Source organism: Lentibacter algarum (genome assembly GCF_018860975.1).
In the GTDB taxonomy this organism is placed as follows: domain Bacteria; phylum Pseudomonadota; class Alphaproteobacteria; order Rhodobacterales; family Rhodobacteraceae; genus Lentibacter; species Lentibacter algarum_A.
This window is the reverse complement of sequence record NZ_JAHKQI010000010.1, coordinates 530,403-554,085: the sequence shown is the minus strand read 5'-3', so window position 1 is coordinate 554,085 and position 23,683 is coordinate 530,403. Positions and strand designations below refer to the sequence as shown.

The 23,683-nt window shown below is 52.6% G+C and carries 21 protein-coding genes and 1 pseudogene; 10 read left to right on the top strand and 12 right to left on the bottom strand.

Features of this window, described 5'->3' with window-relative positions; all coding sequences use genetic code 11:
* Positions 1-190: 190 nt before the first annotated feature.
* From KO498_RS18005 to KO498_RS17975, 7 genes are all read right to left on the bottom strand, one after another.
* Positions 191-1,852 (bottom strand): sulfatase-like hydrolase/transferase, encoded by a 1,662-nt coding sequence (locus tag KO498_RS18005; protein ID WP_215961291.1) that lies wholly within the window; start codon positions 1,850-1,852, stop codon positions 191-193.
* Positions 1,853-1,883: 31 nt separating this feature from the next.
* Positions 1,884-2,180 carry a DUF2218 domain-containing protein gene (locus tag KO498_RS18000; protein WP_215961290.1) on the bottom strand — a complete coding sequence of 99 codons (297 nt, stop codon included), beginning with the start codon at positions 2,178-2,180 and terminating at the stop codon, positions 1,884-1,886.
* Positions 2,181-2,198: 18 nt separating this feature from the next.
* The gene (locus KO498_RS17995) at positions 2,199-3,689 is read right to left on the bottom strand and encodes a tripartite tricarboxylate transporter permease (RefSeq protein ID WP_215961289.1); all 1,491 of its coding nucleotides are present in this window, start codon (positions 3,687-3,689) and stop codon (positions 2,199-2,201) included.
* A 7-nt stretch (positions 3,690-3,696) separates the two neighbouring features.
* Positions 3,697-4,263 (bottom strand): tripartite tricarboxylate transporter TctB family protein, encoded by a 567-nt coding sequence (locus KO498_RS17990; RefSeq protein WP_215961288.1) that lies wholly within the window; start codon positions 4,261-4,263, stop codon positions 3,697-3,699.
* 76 nt (positions 4,264-4,339) lie between these two features.
* Positions 4,340-5,284 carry a tripartite tricarboxylate transporter substrate binding protein gene (locus KO498_RS17985; protein ID WP_215961287.1) on the bottom strand — a complete coding sequence of 315 codons (945 nt, stop codon included), beginning with the start codon at positions 5,282-5,284 and terminating at the stop codon, positions 4,340-4,342.
* Between the two features lie 235 nt (positions 5,285-5,519).
* Positions 5,520-6,278 (bottom strand): HpcH/HpaI aldolase family protein, encoded by a 759-nt coding sequence (locus tag KO498_RS17980; RefSeq protein WP_215961286.1) that lies wholly within the window; start codon positions 6,276-6,278, stop codon positions 5,520-5,522.
* Between the two features lie 10 nt (positions 6,279-6,288).
* Complete coding sequence (locus KO498_RS17975) at positions 6,289-7,083, bottom strand: 2-keto-4-pentenoate hydratase (protein ID WP_215961285.1); 795 nt, start codon at positions 7,081-7,083, stop codon at positions 6,289-6,291.
* Between the two features lie 159 nt (positions 7,084-7,242).
* Here KO498_RS17975 and KO498_RS17970 point away from each other — a divergent pair, with 159 nt between their 5' ends.
* Positions 7,243-8,136 carry a VOC family protein gene (locus KO498_RS17970; protein ID WP_215961284.1) on the top strand — a complete coding sequence of 298 codons (894 nt, stop codon included), beginning with the start codon at positions 7,243-7,245 and terminating at the stop codon, positions 8,134-8,136.
* 75 nt (positions 8,137-8,211) lie between these two features.
* Here KO498_RS17970 and KO498_RS17965 read toward each other — a convergent pair whose 3' ends face one another.
* A complete protein-coding gene (locus KO498_RS17965) occupies positions 8,212-9,099 on the bottom strand; it encodes a LysR family transcriptional regulator (protein ID WP_215961283.1) in 888 nt (295 codons plus the stop codon).
* 210 nt (positions 9,100-9,309) lie between these two features.
* Here KO498_RS17965 and KO498_RS17960 point away from each other — a divergent pair, with 210 nt between their 5' ends.
* Genes KO498_RS17960 through KO498_RS17950 form a run of 3 tightly spaced genes read left to right on the top strand, consistent with a single transcriptional unit; the run spans position 9,310 to position 11,970 of the window.
* Complete coding sequence (locus tag KO498_RS17960; protein WP_215961282.1) at positions 9,310-10,842, top strand: 4-hydroxyphenylacetate 3-hydroxylase N-terminal domain-containing protein; 1,533 nt, start codon at positions 9,310-9,312, stop codon at positions 10,840-10,842.
* A 5-nt stretch (positions 10,843-10,847) separates the two neighbouring features.
* Positions 10,848-11,336 (top strand): flavin reductase, encoded by a 489-nt coding sequence (locus tag KO498_RS17955; protein ID WP_215961281.1) that lies wholly within the window; start codon positions 10,848-10,850, stop codon positions 11,334-11,336.
* Entirely contained in the window at positions 11,260-11,970 is a 711-nt protein-coding gene (locus KO498_RS17950; RefSeq protein ID WP_215961280.1) for a TetR/AcrR family transcriptional regulator, read from the top strand. The genes KO498_RS17955 and KO498_RS17950 overlap by 77 nt, the downstream gene beginning before the upstream one ends.
* A 118-nt stretch (positions 11,971-12,088) precedes the next feature.
* Here KO498_RS17950 and KO498_RS17945 read toward each other — a convergent pair whose 3' ends face one another.
* Genes KO498_RS17945 through KO498_RS17935 form a run of 3 tightly spaced genes read right to left on the bottom strand, consistent with a single transcriptional unit; the run spans position 12,089 to position 15,166 of the window.
* Positions 12,089-13,540, bottom strand: a complete 1,452-nt coding sequence (locus KO498_RS17945; protein ID WP_215961279.1) for a carnitine 3-dehydrogenase — start codon at positions 13,538-13,540, stop codon at positions 12,089-12,091.
* Complete coding sequence (locus KO498_RS17940) at positions 13,537-14,454, bottom strand: 3-keto-5-aminohexanoate cleavage protein (protein WP_215961278.1); 918 nt, start codon at positions 14,452-14,454, stop codon at positions 13,537-13,539. The genes KO498_RS17945 and KO498_RS17940 overlap by 4 nt, the downstream gene beginning before the upstream one ends.
* Positions 14,455-14,470: 16 nt before the next feature.
* Positions 14,471-15,166: an AMP-binding protein gene (locus KO498_RS17935; protein WP_252731525.1), complete on the bottom strand. Its 696-nt coding sequence runs from the start codon at positions 15,164-15,166 to the stop codon at positions 14,471-14,473.
* Positions 15,167-15,415: 249 nt separating this feature from the next.
* Between KO498_RS17935 and KO498_RS17930 the strand changes: the two genes are divergently transcribed.
* On the top strand, positions 15,416-16,384 hold the full coding sequence (locus KO498_RS17930) for a GlxA family transcriptional regulator (RefSeq protein WP_252731524.1): 969 nt from the start codon (positions 15,416-15,418) through the stop codon (positions 16,382-16,384).
* Here KO498_RS17930 and KO498_RS17925 read toward each other — a convergent pair.
* A complete protein-coding gene (locus KO498_RS17925; protein WP_215961275.1) occupies positions 16,368-17,309 on the bottom strand; it encodes a GlxA family transcriptional regulator in 942 nt (313 codons plus the stop codon). The two genes, KO498_RS17930 and KO498_RS17925, sit on opposite strands and share 17 nt — an antisense overlap.
* A gap of 78 nt (positions 17,310-17,387) precedes the next feature.
* Here KO498_RS17925 and KO498_RS17920 point away from each other — a divergent pair, with 78 nt between their 5' ends.
* From KO498_RS17920 to KO498_RS17900, 5 genes and pseudogenes are all read left to right on the top strand, one after another.
* Positions 17,388-18,548, top strand: a complete 1,161-nt coding sequence (locus KO498_RS17920) for an acyl-CoA dehydrogenase family protein (RefSeq protein WP_215961274.1) — start codon at positions 17,388-17,390, stop codon at positions 18,546-18,548.
* Between the two features lie 45 nt (positions 18,549-18,593).
* A complete protein-coding gene (locus KO498_RS17915; RefSeq protein WP_215961273.1) occupies positions 18,594-20,609 on the top strand; it encodes an acetate--CoA ligase family protein in 2,016 nt (671 codons plus the stop codon).
* Position 20,610: 1 nt separating this feature from the next.
* Complete coding sequence (locus KO498_RS17910; RefSeq protein WP_215961272.1) at positions 20,611-21,390, top strand: carnitinyl-CoA dehydratase; 780 nt, start codon at positions 20,611-20,613, stop codon at positions 21,388-21,390.
* A 640-nt stretch (positions 21,391-22,030) separates the two neighbouring features.
* Complete coding sequence (locus tag KO498_RS17905) at positions 22,031-22,687, top strand: EamA family transporter (RefSeq protein WP_215961271.1); 657 nt, start codon at positions 22,031-22,033, stop codon at positions 22,685-22,687.
* A 90-nt stretch (positions 22,688-22,777) separates the two neighbouring features.
* Positions 22,778-23,673: pseudogene (locus KO498_RS17900) on the top strand (IS481 family transposase).
* Positions 23,674-23,683: the final 10 nt, after the last annotated feature.

Here is a 23,683-nt window from a genome sequence, read left to right as displayed (position 1 = left end):
AACATTGACCATCCGAATGAATTGGCAGGTGTTGTGGTCAAACCTGTGGACAAGAATATCAAAAAGTAGTCTGTGCCTTAGCCGCAATTCGCCGCGTTGGCGTTTGGAAGGTGCTAAATCTAGTCAGGGGTTCCATAGTTGAAAACCCTGACAGTTCTTTTGTTCGCAATCATGTCCGTGGTCTTTTGCCTTAGCCTTCTTGATCGGCAATTTTGGATCGACCACGTCGATACACATCACGTTTGCGGTGCTCTTCCTTGAACTCATCCTCTGTCCAATAGCCGATCTTGTAGCCGAGCATCGCACATTCGTCGTAATGCCGCTGCAGTTCCTGATAGTCCTCAAAATAGGCATAAGGGGTACAGATGTTCGATTTAGGATTGCGACTCCATGTGTGAAGAACGTCGAGCAATTCTTGCAGGATATTTGCATTTTTGGGGTCCAATGCGACATTAAGCAACTCATCCGGATCTGCTTCTAGATCAAACAGGATCGGATTGGCATGCTCAAAATGTATCAGCTTCCAACGCCTGTTCGCGACCATCCTCGCCATCGAGGTCTGAATTGGGTGGTTTAGGCTCCAACCGGCACGATCTTCTACATAGTGACTTTCAGAAATGACATGTGACCGGGTGAATTGATAGTTGCGGCCTTCAAGGAGCGGGAGCAGGCTTTGCCCTTCCAAAATGTGATCCTTGGGCTCGGAGTTGTATAGGTCGAGCACTGTCGGCGCGATATCTATCATCTCGACCAACTCATTGCATATCTGCCCACGTGTAACATTTGCCTCTATACGGGGGTCCCGCACGATAAAAGGTATCCGAACCGAAGGATCGTGGAACAGGCTTTTTTCACCCAACCAGTGATCGCCTAAATAGTCACCGTGGTCCGAGCAGAACACGATCATCGTTTTGTAATACTGATCGTTCTCTTTTAGGTGCGAGATAATGCGGCCAATCTGGGTATCAACTTCGGAGATCAGGCCCATATAGGTTGGAACAACGGTGTCGCGTACTTCATCACGTGAGAAAGCCCGCGAATGTCGTTCGTCCTGATACGCCTTTATGACTGGATGTTTTTCATGCCGTTCTGCCACCGTCCGTACTGCTGGCAGGACATCATCTACACTGTACATATTATGATAAGGCGCGGGCGCAATGTAGGGCCAGTGCGGTTTGATATAGCTTACGTGCGCAACCCATGGTCCTTTTGCCTGATCCATGAAGTTTATGGCTTGATCCGTCAGATATGCACTTTCCGAAAGTTCTGCCGGCACCTTCGCAGGCTTGCCGGCATGGCGCATAAACCACCCGCTCAGCGTTTCGCCATCTTCACCTTCGACGGAATTGGCAAAAGCCTCCCAAGGGTTGTCAGCCTCAAGCCCATTATCGCGCAAGTGATTGAAGTAATCGGTATCCGGGTCCGGATTGGACGTTGCGGGATGCAGCCCGTCGTCGCGGTGATAGGGTATGAATCCGCATTCTGCTGTTCTGACACCAATGAGGCTATCTGCTTCTATCCCAAAATGACGCATACCTTCCACATCAGGTGTCATATGGGTCTTTCCGATCAGCACGGCCGCCACATCCACATCGGCCAGATGATCGCCAAGAGTTGGCTCTCCCACACGCAATGGCGAGGCATTTGTCGTCGATCCGTGCGAGCGCATGTACCGTCCTGTGTACGCGCTCATACGGCTGGGACCACAAATCGTTGACTGCGCATACGCATGGGAAAACAACAATCCGTCATTTGCCAGCGCATCAATATTCGGTGTTTTGATGTGGGGGTGCCCTGTACAGCCAAGATAGTCATAGCGCAGCTGATCACACATGATCCAAAGTACGTTCATTTGATGGTCCTGTAATCGTAGTTTATGGATACTAGACGGTCTGCCAAGTCACAGAAAAATCTTCTCGAAACCCAAACCTCTCAAGATGTTCTGCAACAACTTTACAAAAAGGATCAAGTCCTGCGCTGTCCTTGGTTGTTACTTCGACATGGAGTTGATCAAACGCTGCTTTCAACGATACGGATTCTCCGCTCTCAAAGACAATCGTACCCTTTTCAGCGTCAAATGCAGTTTCAGCCTTGTGCGACCAATGCTTGCATAGCTGCTGAAGGTAGCGGCTTGCCATTTTTGTATCGGCAACACCCTGTGCGGTTGTGTCTGCTCTCATTTCTCACTCCACTTGATGTTAGGCTTGTGCAGCCTTCTGGCGTCTAGCGGCACGAACTTTCAAAAATATCTGAGCGACAATGCAAAGAACGATGATGCCAAAGATAGTTCCCGAAATCGGCCGATTGATGAAATCGAGAGGCGTTTCTACGCGGGCCATTGAGGTCCGGAACTTCGCTTCCATGATCGGGCCGAGAACCATTCCCAAAACGATTGGCGTGGTCGGCAGTTCCATACGCTTTAGAATCAGGCCGATAAATCCAAACACTGACGCGATGATGCAGTCCGTGAATGAATTCCGGAGTGTATACACCCCGATGAACGACATGGTGAGTGTCAGCATTCCAAGGTAGCGATTTGGAATTTTCGCAATCTTGACGACAACGCCAGTCGACACCAACAAGAATAGAAGAGTGATAACATTTGCCAGCAGCAGGCAGAGGTAAAGCGCCAGAACAAAGTCAAATTCTTCGACAAAAAGCTGGGGGCCGGGGACAACATTGTGGACGTAGAACACTGCTAGCATCATTGCAGTCACTGCTTCTCCGGGGATACCAAGCGCAAGCAGTGGGATCATCGCAGACGCAGGAACGGCGTTATTGGCCGCTTCTGATGCGATGATACCTTCTGGAGCACCGGCACCAAAAGTCTCGGGTTTTTTTGATGTACCTTGAATAACTGTGTAAGCGAAGAACTGAGCGATAAACTGACCAACGCCCGGTACAACGCCCATGACCACACCAAAGCATGATGAGATTATGCTGGCCTTAGGAAGGCGAAAAACTTCCCACAAACCGCTGCGTAAATTTTTGGGCGTTTCAAGGCTTTCCAAAGATTTGTCCTTGGACATCAGCAAATAGAACGCTTGGCTCAAAGCAAAAAGGCCCAGAATAACAACAATCATGTCGAAGCCGGACGAGAGCCATGGCTGATCAAATGTGTAGCGTTGCGACATCTGAAAATTCTCAAGCCCTACCGATGCCAAGAACATCCCAAAAAAGAACAAGAGACCGGAAAGAAGCGCTTGTCCCGGATGTGCAACGACGACCAGCACGGCCCCAAGCAACGCGGCCATGAAAATTTCCCGTGAGCCAAACAACGGTGCAATTTCCGCCAGTCCGGGGGAGAACAACATCAAACAGACGATCGAGAACACACCACCAACAAACGAAGCACCATAGGCAAGAGACAGCGCGCGACCCGCTTGCCCTTTCTGGGTCATCGGGTAACCGTCGTAGGTGGTAAGAGCGTTAACGGCTGTCCCTGGAACATTCATCAAGATCGCGGGTATCGCGCCGCCAAACATGGCCGCGCCGTATACCCCCATTAACAAAGTCAGACCGACGATTGGTTCCATTGAAAAGGTTGCAGGCAAGAGGATCGCAATGGCCATAGCAGGGCCAACGCCGGGCATAGCCCCGATGATAACCCCACCGATGGAACCGGCGACAAGAGCAGCCATCACCTGCCAATTTGCGATAATGCTGATACTGGAAAATAAAGTTTCCATAGTTCCCTCAGAAGTATGTGATCATGAAATTGCGGAGTGCTGCGGGAAGTAGCTCATACAGTTGCCCACCGGGGATGCTGACTTTGAGGAAACCCTTGAAAATGATCACATTCGCAAAAGAAAATACGACCGCCCAGAAATAGAAGCGCTTGTCTGTGTAGCCCGTGCGAAACGTCAGCGCGAGACTAAACAGGATGGTCGCAAGAATGTAACCTACGATCGGTACCAGCATGACATACGCGAGGAACCACAAGGCAAACTCGAGGCTCAAGAACCAATAGATAATTTCTTTGCCAATTGGTTCCGGGCTGTCGATAGTGCGGAACTTTTTCAAGACCGTCCCGAAATAGGGCAGGCCAAATACGACCATACCAAAGACACTTAGCCAAGACCAAAAGCCTGGTTGGCCAAGCAGCTCTCGATTGTCCAGGATCTTGGTTTGTGTGTTATATTGTGCAGCTAGAAACAACGAAAGCAAGACAATTACCGTTGCGAATACGATCTCCGAAGAATGAAACTTCGGTTGAAAAATATCTGACACCGCAAGAGTTTTAGATTTGATTTTTTCCGTCATCTGATGCTCCCACTTCTGTAAGGTAGTTGGGCCAAACACGGGCTCGCAAACGCCGTGTTTGGCAATGGTGTGAGGCTTACTCTTTGAGTGCTTCGTCGACCTGCGCGCTGGTTTCGCCGTCCTTCAGTATCCGTGCAAGAGAGGTTTCAGCGTCCTGCCAGTAAACACCGGCACCTGTATCAGCGGCCAATTTTTGAGCGGCTTCACCTGCCATCACTCGTTCGGCGACTACAGCGATCTTGTCGCGCACGTCTTGTGGTGTGTCTTTGTGCACAAACAAACCATTCCAAAGTGTGAGCGTCAGATCTGGATAAACCTCACCAATGGTCGGTGCGTCAGGTGCATAACTGGTGCGCTCTTCGGTGATGGCTGCCAAAACTTGAATTTTGTCGAGGCAGGGCAATATCGCGGGAATTGTGGTGTTCATAACATCCACGTCGCCGGACCTGATCGAATTGCAGTCCAGAACATCGTAAGCGGCGTCTGTGTAGTAACGAATGCCTGCACGTTGCGCGTGCGCCTTCGTCACTTTTGTTGGCAGAAGGAAGTTACCGTAGTGACCCAAGACTATTTTGTTTTCTTGTGAATAGGCAGCCAGTTCTTCCATATTGCTATACGGTGCATCTTTTGCTGCAGCTATGACAAAGGGGTATGTCAGGAAAATACCGATAGCATCAAACGGATCAGGTGTCAGTTCTGGGATGCCCACGTAAGGGCCAACAAGCGGAACGCCAGATACAAAGGAACCGACAGTGTAACCATCAGCTGGTGCCTTGGCGACTTCGGCAGCACCCGGGAACGGGCCGCCGCCTCCACTTGGCTTGTTGACCACGGCCGCCGCCACGCCATATTCGTTCTGGAATTCCTCAGCGATCATTCTTGTCAGCAGGTCTTCAAGATCCCCCGGTGCCCATGGCACGACAAATGACACGGGCTTTTCTGGATAGCCTTCCGCCAACGCGAACGAAGGTGCGCCGAGTGCCACACCCAATCCGACTACGAATTTACAAAGTGATTTCATTTTCTCTTTCTCCCTAAAGTTCACCGATCATTAACCGTAACTTGTTGCAAAAACTCGGCATGTTTGTTGTTAGATCATTGCAGATGCGTGCATGATTAGGACAGCACCTGTGCAAGGGCCGCCGGGCCTCAGCGTGCTCTCGACCACGCATGTGAAATAGCCTGAAATGCCGGTTCAAGGAAATTAGAAACATATTAGGACGAAACGCCCGGCATGCTGATGTTGCGTCTCGGTACTAACGTCGAACTGCATTCAAATCTGCGGTGATACCAGCAACCGCACTGTCCCAATCAGTTGTGATTGAAAGCAGTCGAAACCCTTGTTCGATTCGTTGTGGGCCCAGCAGAGCCGAGCTATAGATACCCGCAATAACATTGTGGGCACGGCAACGGTTAACAATCCGGGTGAGGGCTGCCTGATATTCTGGATCGGGGCTGTCATTGGCGGGCGGCAAACCATAGGAAATCGCCAAATCTGATGGCCCGACGAAAATAATATCCACCCCCTCAACTGCGAGAATCTCATCTAGGTTTTCCACAGCCAAGCGGGTTTCAATCATCGGGATGGCACTGGTGATGCTATTGGCGACATCAAAATAATCATCACCGTAGAGCAGCGTGGCCCCAATGGCTCCCATACTGCGCGCTCCCTTGGGCGGGTAAAAACATGCGCTAACACAGGCTTCGGCTTGTTCCCGTGTCTCAATCATGGGGAAGATGACACCGGCGGCACCTGCATCCAGATACCGCCCTGCCAGTCCTTCATCCGCTGATGCTGTGCGCACGAGCGGCAATGCGTCGCCTAGCCGTACAGCATTGATCATGCTGGTCATGTCGCCGAAGCTTTGCATACCGTGCTGCATGTCGATGCAGACGAAATCATACCCCTGTTTGGAGGCCGTTCCGGCGATCACCGGTTCACGAAAGAACATCCAAGCGCCCAAAACCGTCTGCTCGGTTTCGATTCGGTCTAACAGTGACAAAGACTTGTTCATATCGGTATCCTCAGGATGTTACACCAAAGCTGACTTGGCCAAGTTGCCCGAAATCGGCCAATATCGCATCCCCAGGTTTGATGGAACGCGCAGCGATGAATGAGCCTGACAGGATTGAATGGCCAGGCTGCATCGTTACACCAAATGAATGCAACTTGCGTGCAAGCCAAGCAACCGCATTTACAGGGTTCCCCATGACGGCAGCGGCGGCGCCACTTTCGACGGGCTCACCGTTGATAAATAGGGCACCCGATAGTGCCCGTGGATCTACGTCAGTCAACCGGACAGGGTTGCCGCCGACGACGACCAAACCACAAGAAGCCGCATCAGCAATGGAATCGATGACGCCTGTGTAATCATCCGTCTTGTAACGGTTGTCGCATATTTCGATCGCAGGAACGATAAAATCGGTCGCCTGTATCACATCAATCGCATTGACATGCGGACCGCCAAGTGGGGCTTTCAGTGCAAACAGAAGTTCGATTTCAACCCAAGGCAAGTTCAACCGGGACTTGTCGATCATGGTGCCTTCGTCGACGAACCAGTCATCGAACAAAGTGCCATAATCGGGTTCAACCGCACCAAATGCCCGCCGCATCGCAGCGGAAGTATATCCAACTTTGTGACCCTTGATGACTCGTCCATCCGCGACCTTGAGGTCCGTGACGTGCTGACCGATGGCATAGGCGTCTTCAATGTCGACCTCTGGAAATACCTTTGTGGGATAGTCGATCCAATTGCCCGTCAGTTCAGCCTCATAAAGCTGTTTCGCATAGGCTTGCCGCTGTTGGTTGCTAAGTGTCAAATTTCGTATCCCTACTGTGTTGTTGTCAAGTATAGCAGTACATTCGAAATCGATTGTTGCGATGATCGTGCAGCAGTGGTTCCGAATTTCTGCTACGCATGTGACCTGCGGCAACATAGTTTGTTTGTAACAGCAATTCGTAAAGTCGGGAGGCAAAAAATGGTTCAGGTAACAGAACTTGGCTATCTAGGGTTGAGCGTAAGCGACATGCCCGCTTGGAAAGCGTTTGCAACAGATATTCTCGCAATGGAGATCGCTGAAGGCGCCACGGATCAACTTTGCCAACTTCGCGCTGACTATTGGCATCGCCGGATTGATCTTGTTGCCACTGGTGAGGATAACATTGCTTACTTTGGCCTTCGCGTCGCGGGGCGTGAAGAGTTTTCACAAATGCAGGATCAGCTTACTGCCGCTGGCATCGATTTTCGGGTCGGCACAGTCGAGGAGGCTCAAGAACGCAAGGTCACTGCGATTTTGAAAATGAAGGATCCCGACGGATATAACGTCGAAATTTTTCATGGGCCCTGCGTTGAAAGGCACAAGCCGTTCCATCCGGGACGCAGGATGCACCACAACTATGTGTTGGGGACTGCGGGTCTTGGCCATATTGTTCTTGGGCAAAAGGATGTTGAGGCGGCCTATCGTTTTTACACGGCGTTGGGCATGCGCGGCGATGTTGAGTATCCCAACGAGCAGGGTGGGATTGAGAACGGCCCAACATTCATGGGCTGCAATGACCGTGATCATACAATTGCTTTTGGTATGGGAGACGAACATCGCATCTATCATTTGGGCTTACAGTTCGAAAGCTTCGACGACTTTGGCCTGACTTACGATACAGCTATGGAAAAAGGTGTGGGCTTCTTCTTCCACCCAGGTCGCCACTCAAATGATAACATGGTGTCGTTTTATGTGCATACGCCCTCGGACTGGCTGATCGAAATGGGCTGGGGCGGCAATGTCGGTCCCAAGCCGCAATCTGAATATTATCCCGATGATATATTCGGCCACCATCATCAACATAAAGATGGCAGTTTAAGTAAACTTAGTTAACCTTACCTCCCTGACGGCGATCTCGCCCCACCTGTTCGTCCGGCACAGCTTGTCGGACGAACCTTTTAGGGGAGGTTATCGGAGCGCTTCACTGAGTACATCTAGAAACTTGCGTGTCCGAATTGGTAGCATGTCCTTGTGCGGGTATATGGCAAATATCGGATAATTTTGATGTTCGAAGTCTTCCAACAAAGATACGAGTTCTCCTGAAGATACGCCAGCTTTGGCAACATACTCAGGCAGCAGAGCAATGCCCATTCCCTCTTTCACAGCGCGAATTTGTGCGGATCCCGCGTTGAGCGTCAATCTTGGCGTAATAGGGACTGACACGAGGACTTGGTCAGGTCCGGAAAATACCCAATTTTTTGAGCCCGAGTGACCGATAGAAGCGATACAAAAGTGCTTGGACAGTTCATCGGGTGTCTTGGGTTGACCATATCTTTCACAATATGCAGGAGACGCGCAGGGTACAAAGCTGTTCATTGAAATTCTGCGCGCGACAAATGAGGAATCTTCGAGAAGCGGCGCTGTACGCACGACCAAATCGTACCTACCATCTATGATATCAACGTGTTCATTGTTTAGCTCCAAGCGCATATTGATACCGGGATGCCGCTTCAAGAATTCTTGGACGATCGGAAGCAACTGCCATTCCCCAAAGTGAACAGGAGCGGAAACTCGCATTGATCCTTTGAGCCGGGTCTTTGTTTCGACGACAGAATCTTTCAGCTGATCCAATTCGGATAGAATCTTTTTGGCACCTTCATAATAGATTCGCCCAGCTTCAGTTAAGCTAAGAGACCGTGTCGTGCGGTTGACCAAGCGAACACCGATGCTTGCTTCCAAGGCCTCAATGCTGCGACTAACTACTGAGCGGTTAACGCGAATGCGGCGCCCGGCTGCAGAAAAACTGCCGTGTTCAACAACCGCTATTAGGGTTCTTATAGCCTCAACCGTATCCATCTTGATGCATATCTAACTTTGTTTTGTTCACTTTGGACAACAATGTTCGATGCGCGCGACGAACTCAATCCCCTTTAGGGAGGATTACCCCTCCAGGCCACCTGTCCTTTTCTAGCACCAGTATGGTGCGTATTTTGCACCATGCAGATTCCAAATCGTCATGTACTGTACATCTGTACGAACGCGCTATTTAGGCCAAAGGAGGGCTGCATGAACACTCACACATTAAAACTGCCAACAGGGGCAGACTACTTGGAATCTCTGCGCGATGGACGTGAAGTCTGGTTCCACGGAGAACGTGTTGACGATGTTACAACGCACCCTGGCTTTCGCAACTCTGCTCGATCCATGGCCCGCCTCTACGATGCCATGCATGACGAAAACCTCAGCAAGCGCATTTTGGTTCCTACCGATACTGGAAATGGCGGCTTGACGCATGCTTCCTTCCGCGTCCAGCGCAATAAAGATGACCTGCGCAAGTCGCGCGATGCCATTCAGGCTTGGCAGGAACTGTCGTTTGGTTGGATGGGGCGGACACCTGACTACAAAGCTGCACTGTTGGTCGGGATGGGCACGAATTCTGACTATTTTGGTGAGTACAAAGACAACGCCTTGAACTGGTACCAAAAGGCGCAGGAAAATGTGCTGCATATGGCGCATGCCATCGTGAATCCTCCGGTGGACCGTTCCAAGCCTATCGAAGAAGTTGGCGATGTTTTCATGCATGTCGAGAAGGAAACCGACGCAGGGCTGGTTATCAGCGGTGCCAAAGTAGTGGCAACTGGATCACCCCATACTCAGTTTTTGTTTATCTCTCACACAGGTGCGCCGGTACGGGATAAGAAATTTGCGCTGGCCTTCATCTGCCCAACCAACGGGCAAGGCGTCAAAATGTACTGCCGGTCCTCGTATGAGTACAACGCTGCTGTCGCGACCAGTCCGTTCGACAATCCACTGTCTAGCCGCTGCGATGAAAACGACGCGGTGCTGGTGTTGGATAAGGCGTTGATCCCTTGGGAAAATGTGATCGTGTATGACGTAGATACGATCAATAACTTGGAATTTGGCACCGCTTGGGAAGGGCGTGCTTTGATGCAGGCATCTACCCGTATGAGCGTCAAACTCGACTTTCTGGTTGGCGCGCTGAGCAAGGCGCTGGACATCACTGGTGCCGGTCAATTCCGCGGCGTTGAAACTTCTTTGGGTGAAGTTCTGAGCTGGCGCAACGCACTGACAGCTATTCGGGACGGAATGATCGAAGACGCCCGCCCGGGGCCCGGTGATTCTTTTGTTCCTTCAAAAGCCTATGGACGCGCTTACGCGGCTTTGGCTCCGCAGTTGTACAGCCGTGTTCGTCACCTGATCGAAAGTGTGGTTGCATCAGGCCTCATCTATTTGAACAGCCATGCGGTCGATCTCCAAAACCCGGAAATCACACCGGACCTTGAAAAATACTTGCGAGGTAGCGATGGTCATACGGTGTATGACCGTTCCAAAACCATGAAGCTGCTGTGGGATGCGATCGGGAGCGAGTTTGGTGCGCGGCACGAATTGTATGAATTAAACTACTTTGGTCAACCTGAAGTCAGTCATATGTTGGGTCTCGCGAATGCGCGCCAGAATGGATATCTTGATCATGCACGTGGCATGGTCGAAGCCTGCATGAGCGAATATGATCTGCAGGGCTGGACCGTTGATGACATGTTCAACCCGAATGATGTCTCAACAGTCAAGCGGAGGTAGTGGCAATGGAGCTGAGTATAGATCAGTTCCGCGAGGGCATGGCGCGGGTCTGCGGGTCGGTAAATCTGATTACCACCGATGGATCCGCGGGGCGTGGCGGTTTTGTCGCCACCGCCATGTGCAGTGTGACGGATGATCCGCCGACCTTGTTGGTTTGTATGAATACAAAGTCGGCGCAGACCCGGACCTTTGTCGACAACGGCTGCTTCTGCGTGAATGTGATGCGCCATGACAGCACCGATCTTGCATCGGTATTCGCTGGCAAGGTTCAGGATATGGACGAGCGCTATGCTCATGCGGAGTGGGAAACATTGCGTACTGGATCTCCAGCTTTGAGGACATCCTTGGTATCGTGCGATTGCGAGATTGCTGAAGTGCAAACGGTAGGCACACACAATATTTTCATCGGACATATCGTTGATCAAAGGCTTCGTGAAGCCGGCAAGTCGCTGCTCTATTTTGATCGAAGTTTTGGCCGCTTTGAACAGGCTTGATACCCGCTTGTTCGACCCAGATTGTGGAGGCTGTTATGTCGGCCTTGAAGTTTGTAACCCGACCCATAAGGTGACCTCATTGAAGGCTTCAGTCCCATTCTCAAGGATAACGGTTACTGCCGCAACACATGCTGTTGCACAGAGAGATGGCGCTGCAAACGTTACTTTTCGCGCGGTGGCAAAGGAATCCGGCATTGGTTTGGGTACATTGACTTACCACTACAAGAGTCGCAAAGAACTCATACGTGAAGCTACTATTGCCGCGCGCGAAAGGTACTTTAACCGGTTCCGGGCTGCACTTGATGATACAGAGGAGGGGGGCACTCTTTCTGCGGTGCTCGCAAATGTGTTGGAACACATCACTTGCCATTCTCATGCCGAGATGATGGTTGATTATGATTTTTACTTGTCGGGGCTGGACGATTCCGACCTAAGACCAATGTGCATGGAATGGTCCAAAGACACCCAAGTGATGCTGTCTGAATATCTGCCACGCATGCAAGCGGGCCTGTTAATGTATGTCCTTGAAGGCATGTTTTTACATAGTGCAAAATTTGGCCAACAATATCGCGCTACTGATGTTGTTCACGCGTTTCAAACGCTTTTGGGAGAAGACCCAATTGACACGATGTAATTACTGACTTGGCCAGCGCAAACACGCCCCTCGATTCCACTGAGTTAACTTCCTAGGTGCCATCAGGGTTGGCCATGCCTCCTGCGAGAAGAGGAAGCATAACCAGCCAAGAAATTGACTATTTTTGTCCCACATAGCGGCCTGCACCCTCTGGAATGGGAAGGGCGGCATGACCGTCAGCAAAATCCCGCAGCTTTCTCGCCACTTCATCTGAGGGCAGCGATGTGCCGCGTACATTCAAGTCCATATGCAAAAGCAGAGTTTCGACCGTAGCCGCCAATTTCCCATCCGCCCCGGACAATCGATGGAAAAGATGCATCTTTTTTCCCTCGGCCTGCAGAACCTGTGTGGTGATGATCAGCGGGTCACCTTCGTGCACCTCATCCAGGAACCGAACGTGGTTTTCGACCGTGAAATAGCTGTTCCCCGCCGCGATATAGGCTGCATCACACCCGATCATTTCCATGAAACGGTCGGTTGCCTGAGCGGAAGCTTCCAAATAATTCGCCTCATTCATATGGCCGTTGTAATCGGTCCAGCTTTGCGGCACTTGGCGATGAACAGTAATCGGTAGATCGACCGGGGCTGGGTTTGGCAGCGTGGCCTCGTGGGTGTTGATTGTGCCGCCAGCACCACTGCCGGATTTCTTGAGAGCACGCATTATACCGACAAGGTTGTCGTCTCGCAGTTGTTCAAGCTCCCGAATGGACATGTGGCCAGATTGTGTGTCGGATTGGTTCGCGATCAGATCGACCAGCTCATCGGTAAATTCCGGTACGTCCATCAGTTTGGTCCAAGGCCATTCCAGTGCCGGACCGAATTGCGCCATAAAATGCTTCATACCCGCTTCGCCGCCAGCGATACGATAGGTTTCAAAGAGACCCATTTGCGCCCACCGCAGGCCAAAACCATAGCGGATGGAATCGTCCAGTTCTTCGGTTGTGCAAATGCCGTCCTTGATCAGCCACAACCCTTCACGCCAGACAGCCTCTAACAGCCGGTCAGCGATATGAGCGTCAATTTCCTTGCGAACCACCAAAGGTTTCATGCCAACCGAAACCAGCAAATCAGAGGCGCGTTGTGTCACCTCGGCAGGGGTCGCTGCGGACGGTACAAATTCAACCAAGGGCAACAGGTAAACCGGGTTGAACGGATGTGCGACCACAATTTGTTCGGGGCGCAGCGCACCGTCTTGGAGTTCCGAAGGTTTAAATCCCGACGTGGATGATCCAAGAATCGCGTCCGCCGGTGCGTGGTTCTGAATTTGCCTGTGGATCTTGTGTTTCAGGTCCAGACGTTCAGGAACGCTTTCCTGAATCCAAATCGCGCCTGCGACCGCCTCGGCCATCGTATCATGGAAGGTCAGCTTGCCTTCGGTGGGCATCGCTTTGTCATAGAGCGAGGGCAGGGAGCGGCGGGCATTTGCCAGAACTTCCCCAACCTTGCGTTTGGCCTGTGGATCGGGATCAAATATCGAAACGTCCCAACCGTTAAGCAAAAACCGAGCAACCCAACCACCACCAATGACACCGCCGCCAACGATTGTGGCCTTTTTGGTTGCCGCGCTCATTTCGCCACCGGAGCGCGTTTGGTCAAACCCAGTTTTGCACGAACCGCATCGGGTCCGATGATGTTGGCCCCCATGCCTTCGATGATGCCCACTGCTTTTTCAACCAGCTGGGCGTTGGTCGCCAGAACGCCACGCTCAAGGAACAGATTGTCCTCAAGACCGACACGCACGTTGCCACCCGCGATAACTGCCGCAGCGGCATAAGGCATCTGATCGCGGCCAAGCGAGAACGCAGACCAGTTCCAATCGGACGGCACGTTGTTAACCATCGCCATGAAGGTGTTCAGATCGTTGGGTGCCCCCCAAGGCACGCCCATACAAAGCTGCACCAAGGCAGGTGACGTCAAAATACCCTCTTTCACCAATTGGGTCGCAAACCAAAGGTGGCCTGTGTCAAAGGCTTCGATCTCTGGTTTTACACCCAGATCAGTCATCAATTGACCCATCGTGCGCAACATGGCCGGCGTGTTGGTCATCACATAGTCAGCCTCAGCAAAATTCAGCGTACCACAATCCAGCGTGCAAATTTCAGGCAGGCATTCGGCGATATGGGCCATCCGCTCTGTTGCACCGACCATGTCAGTCGCCGCTTCGTTCAGCGGAAACGGGGCTTCGGCATTGCCAAAAACGATGTCACCGCCCATGCCAGCTGTCAGGTTAAGAACCACATCGGTTCCTGAATCGCGAACGCGTTCGGTCAGCTCACGATAAAGCGCCAGATCGCGGCTGGGCGCACCGGTTTCTGGGTCACGCACATGGCAGTGGGCAATCGCCGCACCAGCCTTAGCCGCATCTATGGCCGCATTTGCAATCTGCTCCGGGCTGCGGGGCACGTGGGGGGATTTGTCCTGCGTGCCGCCTGATCCTGTGATGGCTGCGGTGATAAAGACTTCGCGGTTCATTGTGAGAGGCATGAGGTGTTCCTTTTGGTCAGATAAGTAGTTCGGGAAGGTTCGCAAAGTTATCAAGCGCTTGCGGATTGGCGAGGCCGGATAGATCGCGGATGTGTTGGTTATTGACGACATCACGGACCGCTAGTTCAGCGATCTTGCCGGATTTTGTGCGAGGTATCTCGCCGACGGAGACAATCAATGCGGGTACATGCCGAGGGGAAGCATTTTTGTGGATGCACTCTTTGATGTGTTTAATAAGATCATCATCTAGGACGACGCAGTCAGCAGTGACCACAACATCCGGTCCGCTGTCTGGCGCGCAGGATGACCACACCGCCCCGATGCACGCCGTCGCAAGCATCGCTGCGACGGTCTGGGGCCTGTTGGGCGCATATCCAGCCACACGATCGCCCTTTGTAACGCCTTCGCGGCGCAGGGCCGCCGAAAGCTGCTCGACTTCGCGCTTTAGGCGTGCTCGACGCCAGCGCTGATGTCGGCCGTCTTCGCCGATAAAGGTAATTGCGTTGCGATCATCAGCATTCTTCAAGAATGTCTCGACAACGTTAAGCCGCGCGTTTGGAAAAAACCGCGCCTGCATGGCGTCAACGGAGTGCTCATAGTGGGGCTCACTTTGCAGCCCTTTCAATCCGCAGAAATCCCATGCCGATGACCAGAAAGCGCCGGTTTCGCGGATCGACCAGTCATGCAGGTCTTCAAAGTTGGGCAAAGCCAATTCGCTGACCTCCCGCGCACGGGCGTGAAAGCTAGATAAAAGGGGGGCACGGTGACTAGTCAGATTCGGTTGCCAAAGTGCGCGGGTTACGGTCATTGAACATTCACACCATAAGGGACAAGCGTTTTGGCAAGGACGCCGAAGGCTTGATTTAGGAAGCTCTAACGTAACAACTAGATTGCTTCGCCACATTTATCGTCATAAAGGTAACAAATGTCGTCAAAATTTGCCCCTGAGTTTGAGTTTCTCTTGTTCAACGGTTTTTCCAACATGGTGTTGGCAAATGCGATGGAACCCCTGCGCGATGTGAAATTGCGCTCACCGGGGGCAAATTTCTCGTGGCGCGTTACAACACTGGATGGCGGGCCGGTTTTTAGCTCCAGCGGTCTAAAAATATCGCCGGATCTCGCATTCGATCCCGACGAATCTGGACGGAAGTTGATACTCATCGCGGGCTATCAGGTTAGGGAATTGATTGCGCCGGATCTGCTTGGAAAACTTCGACGTGCGGCGCGTAACGTAGATATGGTCATCGCTGTAGATAGTGCGCCTTGGCTGCTGGCGGCGGCTGGCCTTTTGGATGGCCATACGGCGACGATCCACTGGCAAGAACTGGATGCTTTTGAAGAGGGGTTTCCGAAAGTGAAAACCTCGGTCACACGATACGTGCGCTCTGGCCGTTTTCTCACTTGTGGTGGTGCAAGCGCAGCGCTGGATATGATGCTTGACCTCATTCACCAACTGTTTGGCTCAGCCGCGGCGTTTGAGGCATCCAATATGTTTGTCTTTGATCGCGAAAAGCAAACGGAAATCAATCAGGGGCCGCAACGTTTACAGCATAAATGTTCGCCCAAAGTCCTGATGGCTCTGAATGAGATGGCTGAAAACATGGAAACCCCGCTGACGACCTTTGAACTTGCTGCAAAGGTCTCTCTCTCAGAGCGGGCGTTCAACCGGACCTTCGTTCGGGAACTCGGGATCACGCCAGGCAAATACTATAGGATGTTTCGCTTGCAGCGGGCGCGTTATCTTGCCGAAGAAACTGAACTGAGCGCCGAGCAGATAGCGATGCGATGCGGTTTTTCAACGGCCTCATCCCTTGCCAGATCGCTGTCCAACACCTTTGGCGTCTCGATCCGCGAATTGCGACAGCCCAATAAACTCTGGCGGGGCCCGCAGTCTGATGCGGGGCCATCGGCCGTCAAAGGCCTCGCATAGCGCGGGGTGTCTGGTTGAATTCCGCTTTGAAGGCGCGGGTCATGGCGCTTGCGTTATCGTACCCGCAGCGGTTGGCGATTTCCAAGACAGATTGGTCGGTATCCAAAACTAGTTTGCGCGCCAGATTAAGCCGGAGCGTGCGGTAGACGATCTGTGGCGTGGCATTCAGTTCGACCCGCATCCGGTTTTCCAGAGTTTTCTGGGACACGCCCACGCGGCGGGCAACATCGCCAATGGTCAGTGGCTTTTCGAGATTTTCCTGCATCACAGAGATCGCTTTATCAACAAGTTTGCTTTTTTTCCTGTTGGAGGGCGCATATGTACGCGCGTTATCCTGCGTCATAAACAGTTGGGCAACCTCCATTGTTAGGCGCTGGCCATGGGCCTGCCCAATCAGATGCATGATCAGATCAAATGCTGCCGTCGCCCCGGAACAGGTGATGCGGTTTTGGTCAATGATGAACCGCTCACGTCGCGCATCAACATTTGGAAACGTCTCGGCAAAATTTATAAACTCGTCCCAATGGATCGTGGCACGATGACCGTCCAGTAGCCCCGCCTGGGCCATAAGCCAGCTGCCCGTATCGAGCCCGGCCAGGCGGTCATACCTATGTGCAGCAGATCTTAGATGTCGCGACGTATTCCAATTCCCAAAATCGCGAAAACCGTAAGATGGCATTATGAATAGCATGTTACCAATTTCGTTATTCAGCGATCCATGCGGCGTAATCTGCATCCCGCTGGAGCTTTCCACGGTGGTCCCGTCCAGCGACAAAAACCGCCAGCTATACCGCGTTTCCCGCGTTATAGCGTTGACCGCGCGCATGGGTTCAACTGTATTCGCCAGACAATGGTTGGAAAACTGATCAAACAGAAGAATGTCGAAGACCTGCTTAGGGGGAGATTCAATTTTCCAATTCTGCATGATCAAATACTAATACCGCATGCTGTGAAAGAGCAAGTTGGTATTTCATCTTCGAAACGCATGACAGGAGCCTGAGAAATGCATTTTGGCCTATCCGAAGAACAAGAGATGATCTCTTCGACTGTCCGCAGCTTTGTGGAAAACGAAATTTATCCGCATGAAGCGGAAGTGGAGAGAACCGGTCATGTGCCCCATGAGCTGGGTGAAGAGATCAAGCAGAAGTGCTTAGATCTGGGCTTTTATGCCTGCAACTTTCCCGAAGAGGTCGGCGGCGCGGGTCTTAACCACATAGATTTCACCCTTGTGGAACGTGAGCTGGGGCGCGGCTCCATGGCGCTTACCCATTTCTTTGGGCGGCCCCAGAACATCCTGATGGCCTGCAACGACGAACAGCGTGAACGGTATCTTTTGCCTGCGGTGCGCGGCGAAAGTATGGATGCGTTGGCGATGACGGAACCCGACGCGGGATCAGATGTGCGCGGGATGAAATGTCAGGCCGTGCGCGATGGCGGCGATTGGGTCGTCAACGGATCTAAGCATTTCATCTCCGGGGCGGAGCATGCCGATTTTTTCATCGTCTTCATAGCGACAGGCGTTGATGAAACACCCAAAGGTCCAAAGCGCCGGATCACCACCTTCCTCGTAGATCGGGGCACGCCCGGTTTTGAGGTACGCGATGGGTACAAATCGGTCAGCCACAAAGGCTATAAGAATTACATCCTTACGTTTGATGATTGCCGACTGCCTGATGCACAGGTTTTGGGCGAGGTGGACGGTGGTTTTGCCGTGATGAATGAATGGCTTTATGCCACCCGCCTGACGGTTGCGGCGTTTTCCGTTGGCCGTGCGCGTCGGTGTTTTGACTATGCGCTAAACTATTCGGCGGAGCGTAAACAGTTCGGGCAAGCGATCGGCAAATTCCAGGGCATCGGATTTCAGATCGCTGATATGATCACCGAAATTGATGCGGCAGATTGGCTGACATTGGCCGCAGCCTGGCGTCTGGATCAAGGGTTGCCCGCAAACCGGGAGATCGCCTCGGCCAAGCTTTATGCCTCAGAAATGCTGGCGCGGGTGACGGATACCACCCTGCAGATTTTCGGCGGGATGGGTTTGATGGACGATTTTCCGATTGAGCGGTTCTGGCGCGATGCGCGTGTTGAACGCATTTGGGACGGGACGTCTGAAATCCAGCGTCACATCATTTCTCGCGATTTATTACGCCCGCTTGGTGCCTGATAGCCGTTCCTCTTCAGTTTCTTCACAGTTCTTCAAGGAGGCAGAATGTCGCTAAGTCTTGGTCGTTTGCTTCAACCAAAATCCATCGCCGTCATTGGTGGTGGCGCATGGTGTGAGCAAGTCATCCGTCAGTCGGCAAAAATGGGGTATGCGGGTGATATTTGGCCGGTGCACCCATGGGCCGAAATGGTTTGCGAATACCCTGCGTTCAAATCCGTCGCAGAATTGCCATCTCCGCCCGATGCCGTTTTTATTGGGGTGAACCGTCACGCCACCATCGCGCTTGTCGCCGAATTGTCGAAACTAGGGGCAGGGGGCGCTGTCTGCTTTGCATCTGGGTTTTCAGAGGCGGTAGCAGAAGACGAAACAGGGAATGATCTGCAGGCGCAATTGGTTGCGGCGGCAGGTGCCATGCCGATCCTTGGCCCGAATTGCTATGGTTTTGTCAACGCGCTGGATGGTGCGTTGTTATGGCCCGACCAACACGGATGCACCCGCGTAGAAACTGGGGTGGCCATCCTGACCCAAAGCTCCAACATCTCGATCAACCTGACCATGCAAAAACGCGGTTTGCCGATTGCCTATATGGTGACCTGTGGCAACATGGCCCAAACCTCGCAGGCGCAAATCGCATCCGCGTTGATTGATGATCCGCGTGTCACGGCTGTTGGATTACATATCGAAGGGTTCTCTGATCTGCGTGAATGGGAACATCTTGCGGCCAAAGCTCATGCGAAAGGTGTGCCGCTGGTTGCGCTGAAGGTTGGTGCGTCTGAACAGGCACGGCAGGCCACGGTGTCACATACCGCATCGCTTGCAGGAAGCGACGCAGGTGCGCAAGCCTTTTTGGAACGGTTGGGCGTACCCCGTTTGAAAACGCTGCCTGACCTATTGGAAACCCTTAAGGTTCTGCATTGCTACGGGCCGCTACCCAATGGCAACATTGCATCCATCAGCTGCTCGGGCGGTGAGGCGAGCCTGATCGCCGACATGGCTGTGGGGAAAAAGTTGAATTTCCCTAAACTGTCCGCGGATCAAAAAACCCAGTTGCGCACGGCATTGGGCCCGATGGTCGCACTGAACAATCCGCTGGATTATCACACTTACATTTGGCGTGATCAGGGCGCGATGGCACGGGCGTGGTCCGGTATGACGGGCGGGGACATTACGATGACGTTTTCAGTTGTTGACTACCCGACCACTGATCCTACCGATTGGGCCTGTGCAACAAATGCGGCATTGAAAGTTCGTAAACAGACCGCTGCCAGATTTGGCGTAGTGGCGACATTGCCAGAGCTATTGTCGCAAGACGTGGCGGCGGAATTGATGGCCGGTGGCGTTGTCCCATTCCTTGGATTGAACGAAGCCCTTGCCGCAACAGAGGCCGCCGCACGCCTGCGTCCGCCCCAGCAGGAACCCGTTTGTTTGCCCGGCACATTGCCTGCAACCCAGACCCTGACAGAGGCCGTTTCCAAAGAGGCTTTGGCCGCACATGGTTTGCAGGTTCCACAAAGCCGTTCTGTGCGAGGCGATGCAGAAATATCCCAAGCGGTCACTGAACTGCACGCGCCATTTGCCGTAAAGGGAGTGGGGTTGGCGCATAAGTCTGAGCATGAAGCCGTGCGTCTTGGCATCGCGGCAAAGGATGTCGCAGACATCGCAAAAGCAATTGGGACCGATGAAATACTGATCGAGGAAATGATCGTCGGTCAGGTCGCTGAATTGCTTGTCGGTGTGACCCGCGATCCGGCCCATGGCTATGTATTGACCTTAGGGGCCGGTGGCGTGCTGACCGAAATACTGCGCGACACGACCTCATTGCTATTACCCGTCAATGCCGATGACATTGTGGCAGCGCTGAACCGCTTGAACTGTGCCCCGTTGCTACACGGCTATCGTGGAAGGCCGGCCGCCAATATGGCAGCAATCATTGATGCGGTACTTGCAGTCCAGTCTTACGTTCTAGAAAATGCTGAAGCAGCCAGTGAAGTCGAAATTAACCCGCTACTCTGCACTCCGGACCGTGCCATTGCGGTCGATGCGCTTATTAGAAAGGCCTGACATGGATCCTGTTAAAATCAAGCGCGAGGGCGCTGTTTTGGAAGTCACCCTAGATCGCCCCAAGGCCAACGCCATTGATCTCGCGACAAGCCGGTTAATGGGCGAGGTCTTCCGCGATTTCCGAGATGACCCTGAGCTGCGCGTTGCCATTTTGACGGGCAGCGGCAATAAGTTTTTCTGCCCTGGTTGGGATCTGAAAGCCGCCGCAGGTGGCGATGCGGTTGATGGAGACTATGGGGTTGGTGGTTTTGGCGGCTTGCAGGAATTGCCCGACCTGAACAAACCCGTCATTGCGGCTGTTAATGGCATTGCCTGCGGTGGCGGGCTCGAGCTGGCCTTATCCGCTGACATGATATTGGCGGCAGATCATGCGACGTTTGCACTGCCAGAAATCAAATCCGGCACAGTTGCGGATGCTGCAAGCATCAAACTGCCCAAACGCATTCCCTATCACATCGCGATGGAACTGCTGCTGACGGGCCGTTGGTTTGATGCCAAGGAGGCGCAGGGTTGGGGATTGGTGAACGAGATTGTCGCTGGCGGTGAACTGCTAGATCGGGCATGGAGCCTAGCACGGTTGCTGGCGAGCGGTCCGCCTTTGGTTTACGCCGCCATCAAAGAGATTGTGCGGGATGCCGAAGACCGCACCTTTCAAGATAGCATGAACCGTGTAACTAAGAGCCAGCTTAAGACGGTTCGGACGCTATATACGTCGGAAGACCAACTAGAAGGGGCGATAGCTTTCGCCGAAAAGCGAGAACCCCTTTGGAAGGGTTCATAGCTCAGAACTCAGCGTCTCGACGTTTGCAGAAGGTCTCTATCTTTAACAAATTCGCCTCTTATCGAAAAAGTCACAAGGTCCGTTGAACTCTTTTTTTCGTTGGCCCAAAGAACAATGTGGCTCTTCCGGTACAAGAATATGGCAATAAACGGTGCGCAGGCGACGAGCTTCGGAAAGACTAAAAATGTCTATTTCTCTGTCCCGCCTTTTCAACAAGGGCCATTCCTAGGTGGTATTCTTAGCCGCTCAGCAACATGCTTGTTGTGGCCTGCGGTGCATTTCTTCTGCTGCACTGGCTACTCCTCATAAGAGGCACATCACGCCTCAGGTAAAAAAATTGAGGCCTTCCTTTGATGCAGTTGGACCTCTGCGGTGAACTGGTCGCGGCAGAGGTTATCGCGCCGTCACCATATGATCCCGACTACGCACGGATGCGAAGCTAGAGATCTGAAAAGGAATGCTTACCATAAACTCATTAGTACCGCGCGTAAGATACATTGCCCAGCTGCAGTGCGCGCGTTATTCCTCACCACAACGAGAGGCCAGTAGAGACTCAAAGAAATGCAAACACCAAGGCATAAGTTCAGGCTCCTTGTTTTGCCTGCCAGGGCCTTAAACCTTCAAACCTTTGGATAGAATTGTGCGCAATGACATCGCGACAGATACCAAGGCGAGCCGCGTGGGCAGCGTGTGGATTGTGGGGGCAATGGCCCCGTTCGCCATTGAGGACGCCTTTGTCAAAGCTGTCTCGCAAAGCCTGCCGGTAGGGCAAATTTTGATCCTCTTCGGGCTTGGCGGCAGCATCATCTTTGCCTGTCTTGCCCTGCTTATGGGCGCACGCCTGTGGACCCCTGATGTACTGTCAAAACCGATGTGCATCCGCGTGGTGTTCGAGATCATCGGCCGGCTTTTCTATGTCCTGGCGATCTCGTTGTCGGCCCTGTCTGCCGCCACCGTAATTTTGCAGGCCACACCGCTCATTGTTGTCGCAGGGGCATCGTTGTTCTTTGGTGAACGCGTTGGCTGGCGTAGGTGGGCGCGATCTTTCTGGGGCTTGCGGGGGGGCTGGTCATTAGCCAACCGAGCAGCGACAGTTTTTCAATGCTGTCGATCCTCGCGGTTATCGGCAAGATCGGCTTCGCCGGGCGCGACCTTGCGAGCAGGGCAGCCCCGAAATCTCTGGGCGCACTTGTGCTGGGGTTTTACGGTTTCCTCTCTGTGGTCGTTGCCGGTATTCTCATCACAATCTGGCAAGCCACGCCTCTTGTGTTGCCCACATCTGGCACCTCCATTTTGATGGGGGCCGCGATCCTCGCTGGTTGTAGATATGTCCGGACTCTCGGGACACTTCCTGTATATTCCCTAATTTGGGATGGAGGAAGTATTCATGACGAACGAAGAACGCGACATTCAACGCAAGCTTAGAGTGCTCCAGCACGCCGAGAAGATCGGCAACGTCCGTAAGGTGTGCCGGTATTTTGGAATTGGCAGATCCAGCTTTTATAGATGGCGCGATGCCTATCAAAAGGATGGCGAAGCGGGTTTGAAGAATGCCAGGCCAATTCCCAAGAACCCAGCTAATCAAACGCCACCCGAGATCGTTGAGAAAGTTCTGTATCTGCGCCGGAAGTATCATCTGGGGCCGATCAGGATCGTCTGGTACTTGGCACGCTACCACGGCATCAAAATCTCAGATGCTGGTGTCTACCGTATCCTCAAACGCAACGGTCTTAACCGGTTGCCCAGAGGCACACGAATGCGCAAGCTGCACACTAAACGTTATCAGAAGCAGGTCCCAGGCGCCACATTCAAGTGGATGTTAAGTTTCTGACCTTCAAAGGAAAAATGGGCGAAAAGGTTCGTCGGTTCCAATACACAACGATCGACGATGCCACCAGAGTTCGCGCCCTCAAGATATACGAGAAACACACGCAGGCAAACGCCATCGACATCATTGACCACATCATCGAAAAGTTCCCATTCCGCATTCGCGAGGTTCGAACTGACAACGGTCATGAGTTCCAAGCCAAATTCCATTGGCATGTCGAAGATCTCGGGATCAGGCACGCTTACACCAAACGCGGCACTCCTCAACTCAACGGCAAAGTCGAACGATCCCACCGTTCTGATCAGCAAGAGTTCTATCAACTTCTTAGCTACAAAGGCGACGTCGATCTGGAGGCTAAACTTGACGAATGGGAGCGGTTCTACAACTTCGCCAGACCCCACGGCGCGCATAACGGTCAGACCCCTTACGAAGCGCTCAGAGACAAGCTACAATAACGAGGAAAGT

Excerpts from the sequence above, each read along its gene's own strand:
- KO498_RS18005 (WP_215961291.1), bottom strand. The coding sequence starts at position 1,852 with ATGAACGTACTTTGGATCATGTGTGATCAGCTGCGCTATGACTATCTT.
- KO498_RS18000 (WP_215961290.1), bottom strand. The coding sequence starts at position 2,180 with ATGAGAGCAGACACAACCGCACAGGGTGTTGCCGATACAAAAATGGCA.
- KO498_RS17995 (WP_215961289.1), bottom strand. The coding sequence starts at position 3,689 with ATGGAAACTTTATTTTCCAGTATCAGCATTATCGCAAATTGGCAGGTG.
- KO498_RS17990 (WP_215961288.1), bottom strand. The coding sequence starts at position 4,263 with ATGACGGAAAAAATCAAATCTAAAACTCTTGCGGTGTCAGATATTTTT.
- KO498_RS17985 (WP_215961287.1), bottom strand. The coding sequence starts at position 5,284 with ATGAAATCACTTTGTAAATTCGTAGTCGGATTGGGTGTGGCACTCGGC.
- KO498_RS17980 (WP_215961286.1), bottom strand. The coding sequence starts at position 6,278 with ATGAACAAGTCTTTGTCACTGTTAGACCGAATCGAAACCGAGCAGACG.
- KO498_RS17970 (WP_215961284.1), top strand. The coding sequence starts at position 7,243 with ATGGTTCAGGTAACAGAACTTGGCTATCTAGGGTTGAGCGTAAGCGAC.
- KO498_RS17965 (WP_215961283.1), bottom strand. The coding sequence starts at position 9,099 with ATGGATACGGTTGAGGCTATAAGAACCCTAATAGCGGTTGTTGAACAC.
- KO498_RS17960 (WP_215961282.1), top strand. The coding sequence starts at position 9,310 with ATGAACACTCACACATTAAAACTGCCAACAGGGGCAGACTACTTGGAA.
- KO498_RS17955 (WP_215961281.1), top strand. The coding sequence starts at position 10,848 with ATGGAGCTGAGTATAGATCAGTTCCGCGAGGGCATGGCGCGGGTCTGC.
- KO498_RS17945 (WP_215961279.1), bottom strand. The coding sequence starts at position 13,540 with ATGAGCGCGGCAACCAAAAAGGCCACAATCGTTGGCGGCGGTGTCATT.
- KO498_RS17940 (WP_215961278.1), bottom strand. The coding sequence starts at position 14,454 with ATGCCTCTCACAATGAACCGCGAAGTCTTTATCACCGCAGCCATCACA.
- KO498_RS17925 (WP_215961275.1), bottom strand. The coding sequence starts at position 17,309 with ATGCAGAATTGGAAAATTGAATCTCCCCCTAAGCAGGTCTTCGACATT.
- KO498_RS17920 (WP_215961274.1), top strand. The coding sequence starts at position 17,388 with ATGCATTTTGGCCTATCCGAAGAACAAGAGATGATCTCTTCGACTGTC.
- KO498_RS17915 (WP_215961273.1), top strand. The coding sequence starts at position 18,594 with ATGTCGCTAAGTCTTGGTCGTTTGCTTCAACCAAAATCCATCGCCGTC.
- KO498_RS17910 (WP_215961272.1), top strand. The coding sequence starts at position 20,611 with ATGGATCCTGTTAAAATCAAGCGCGAGGGCGCTGTTTTGGAAGTCACC.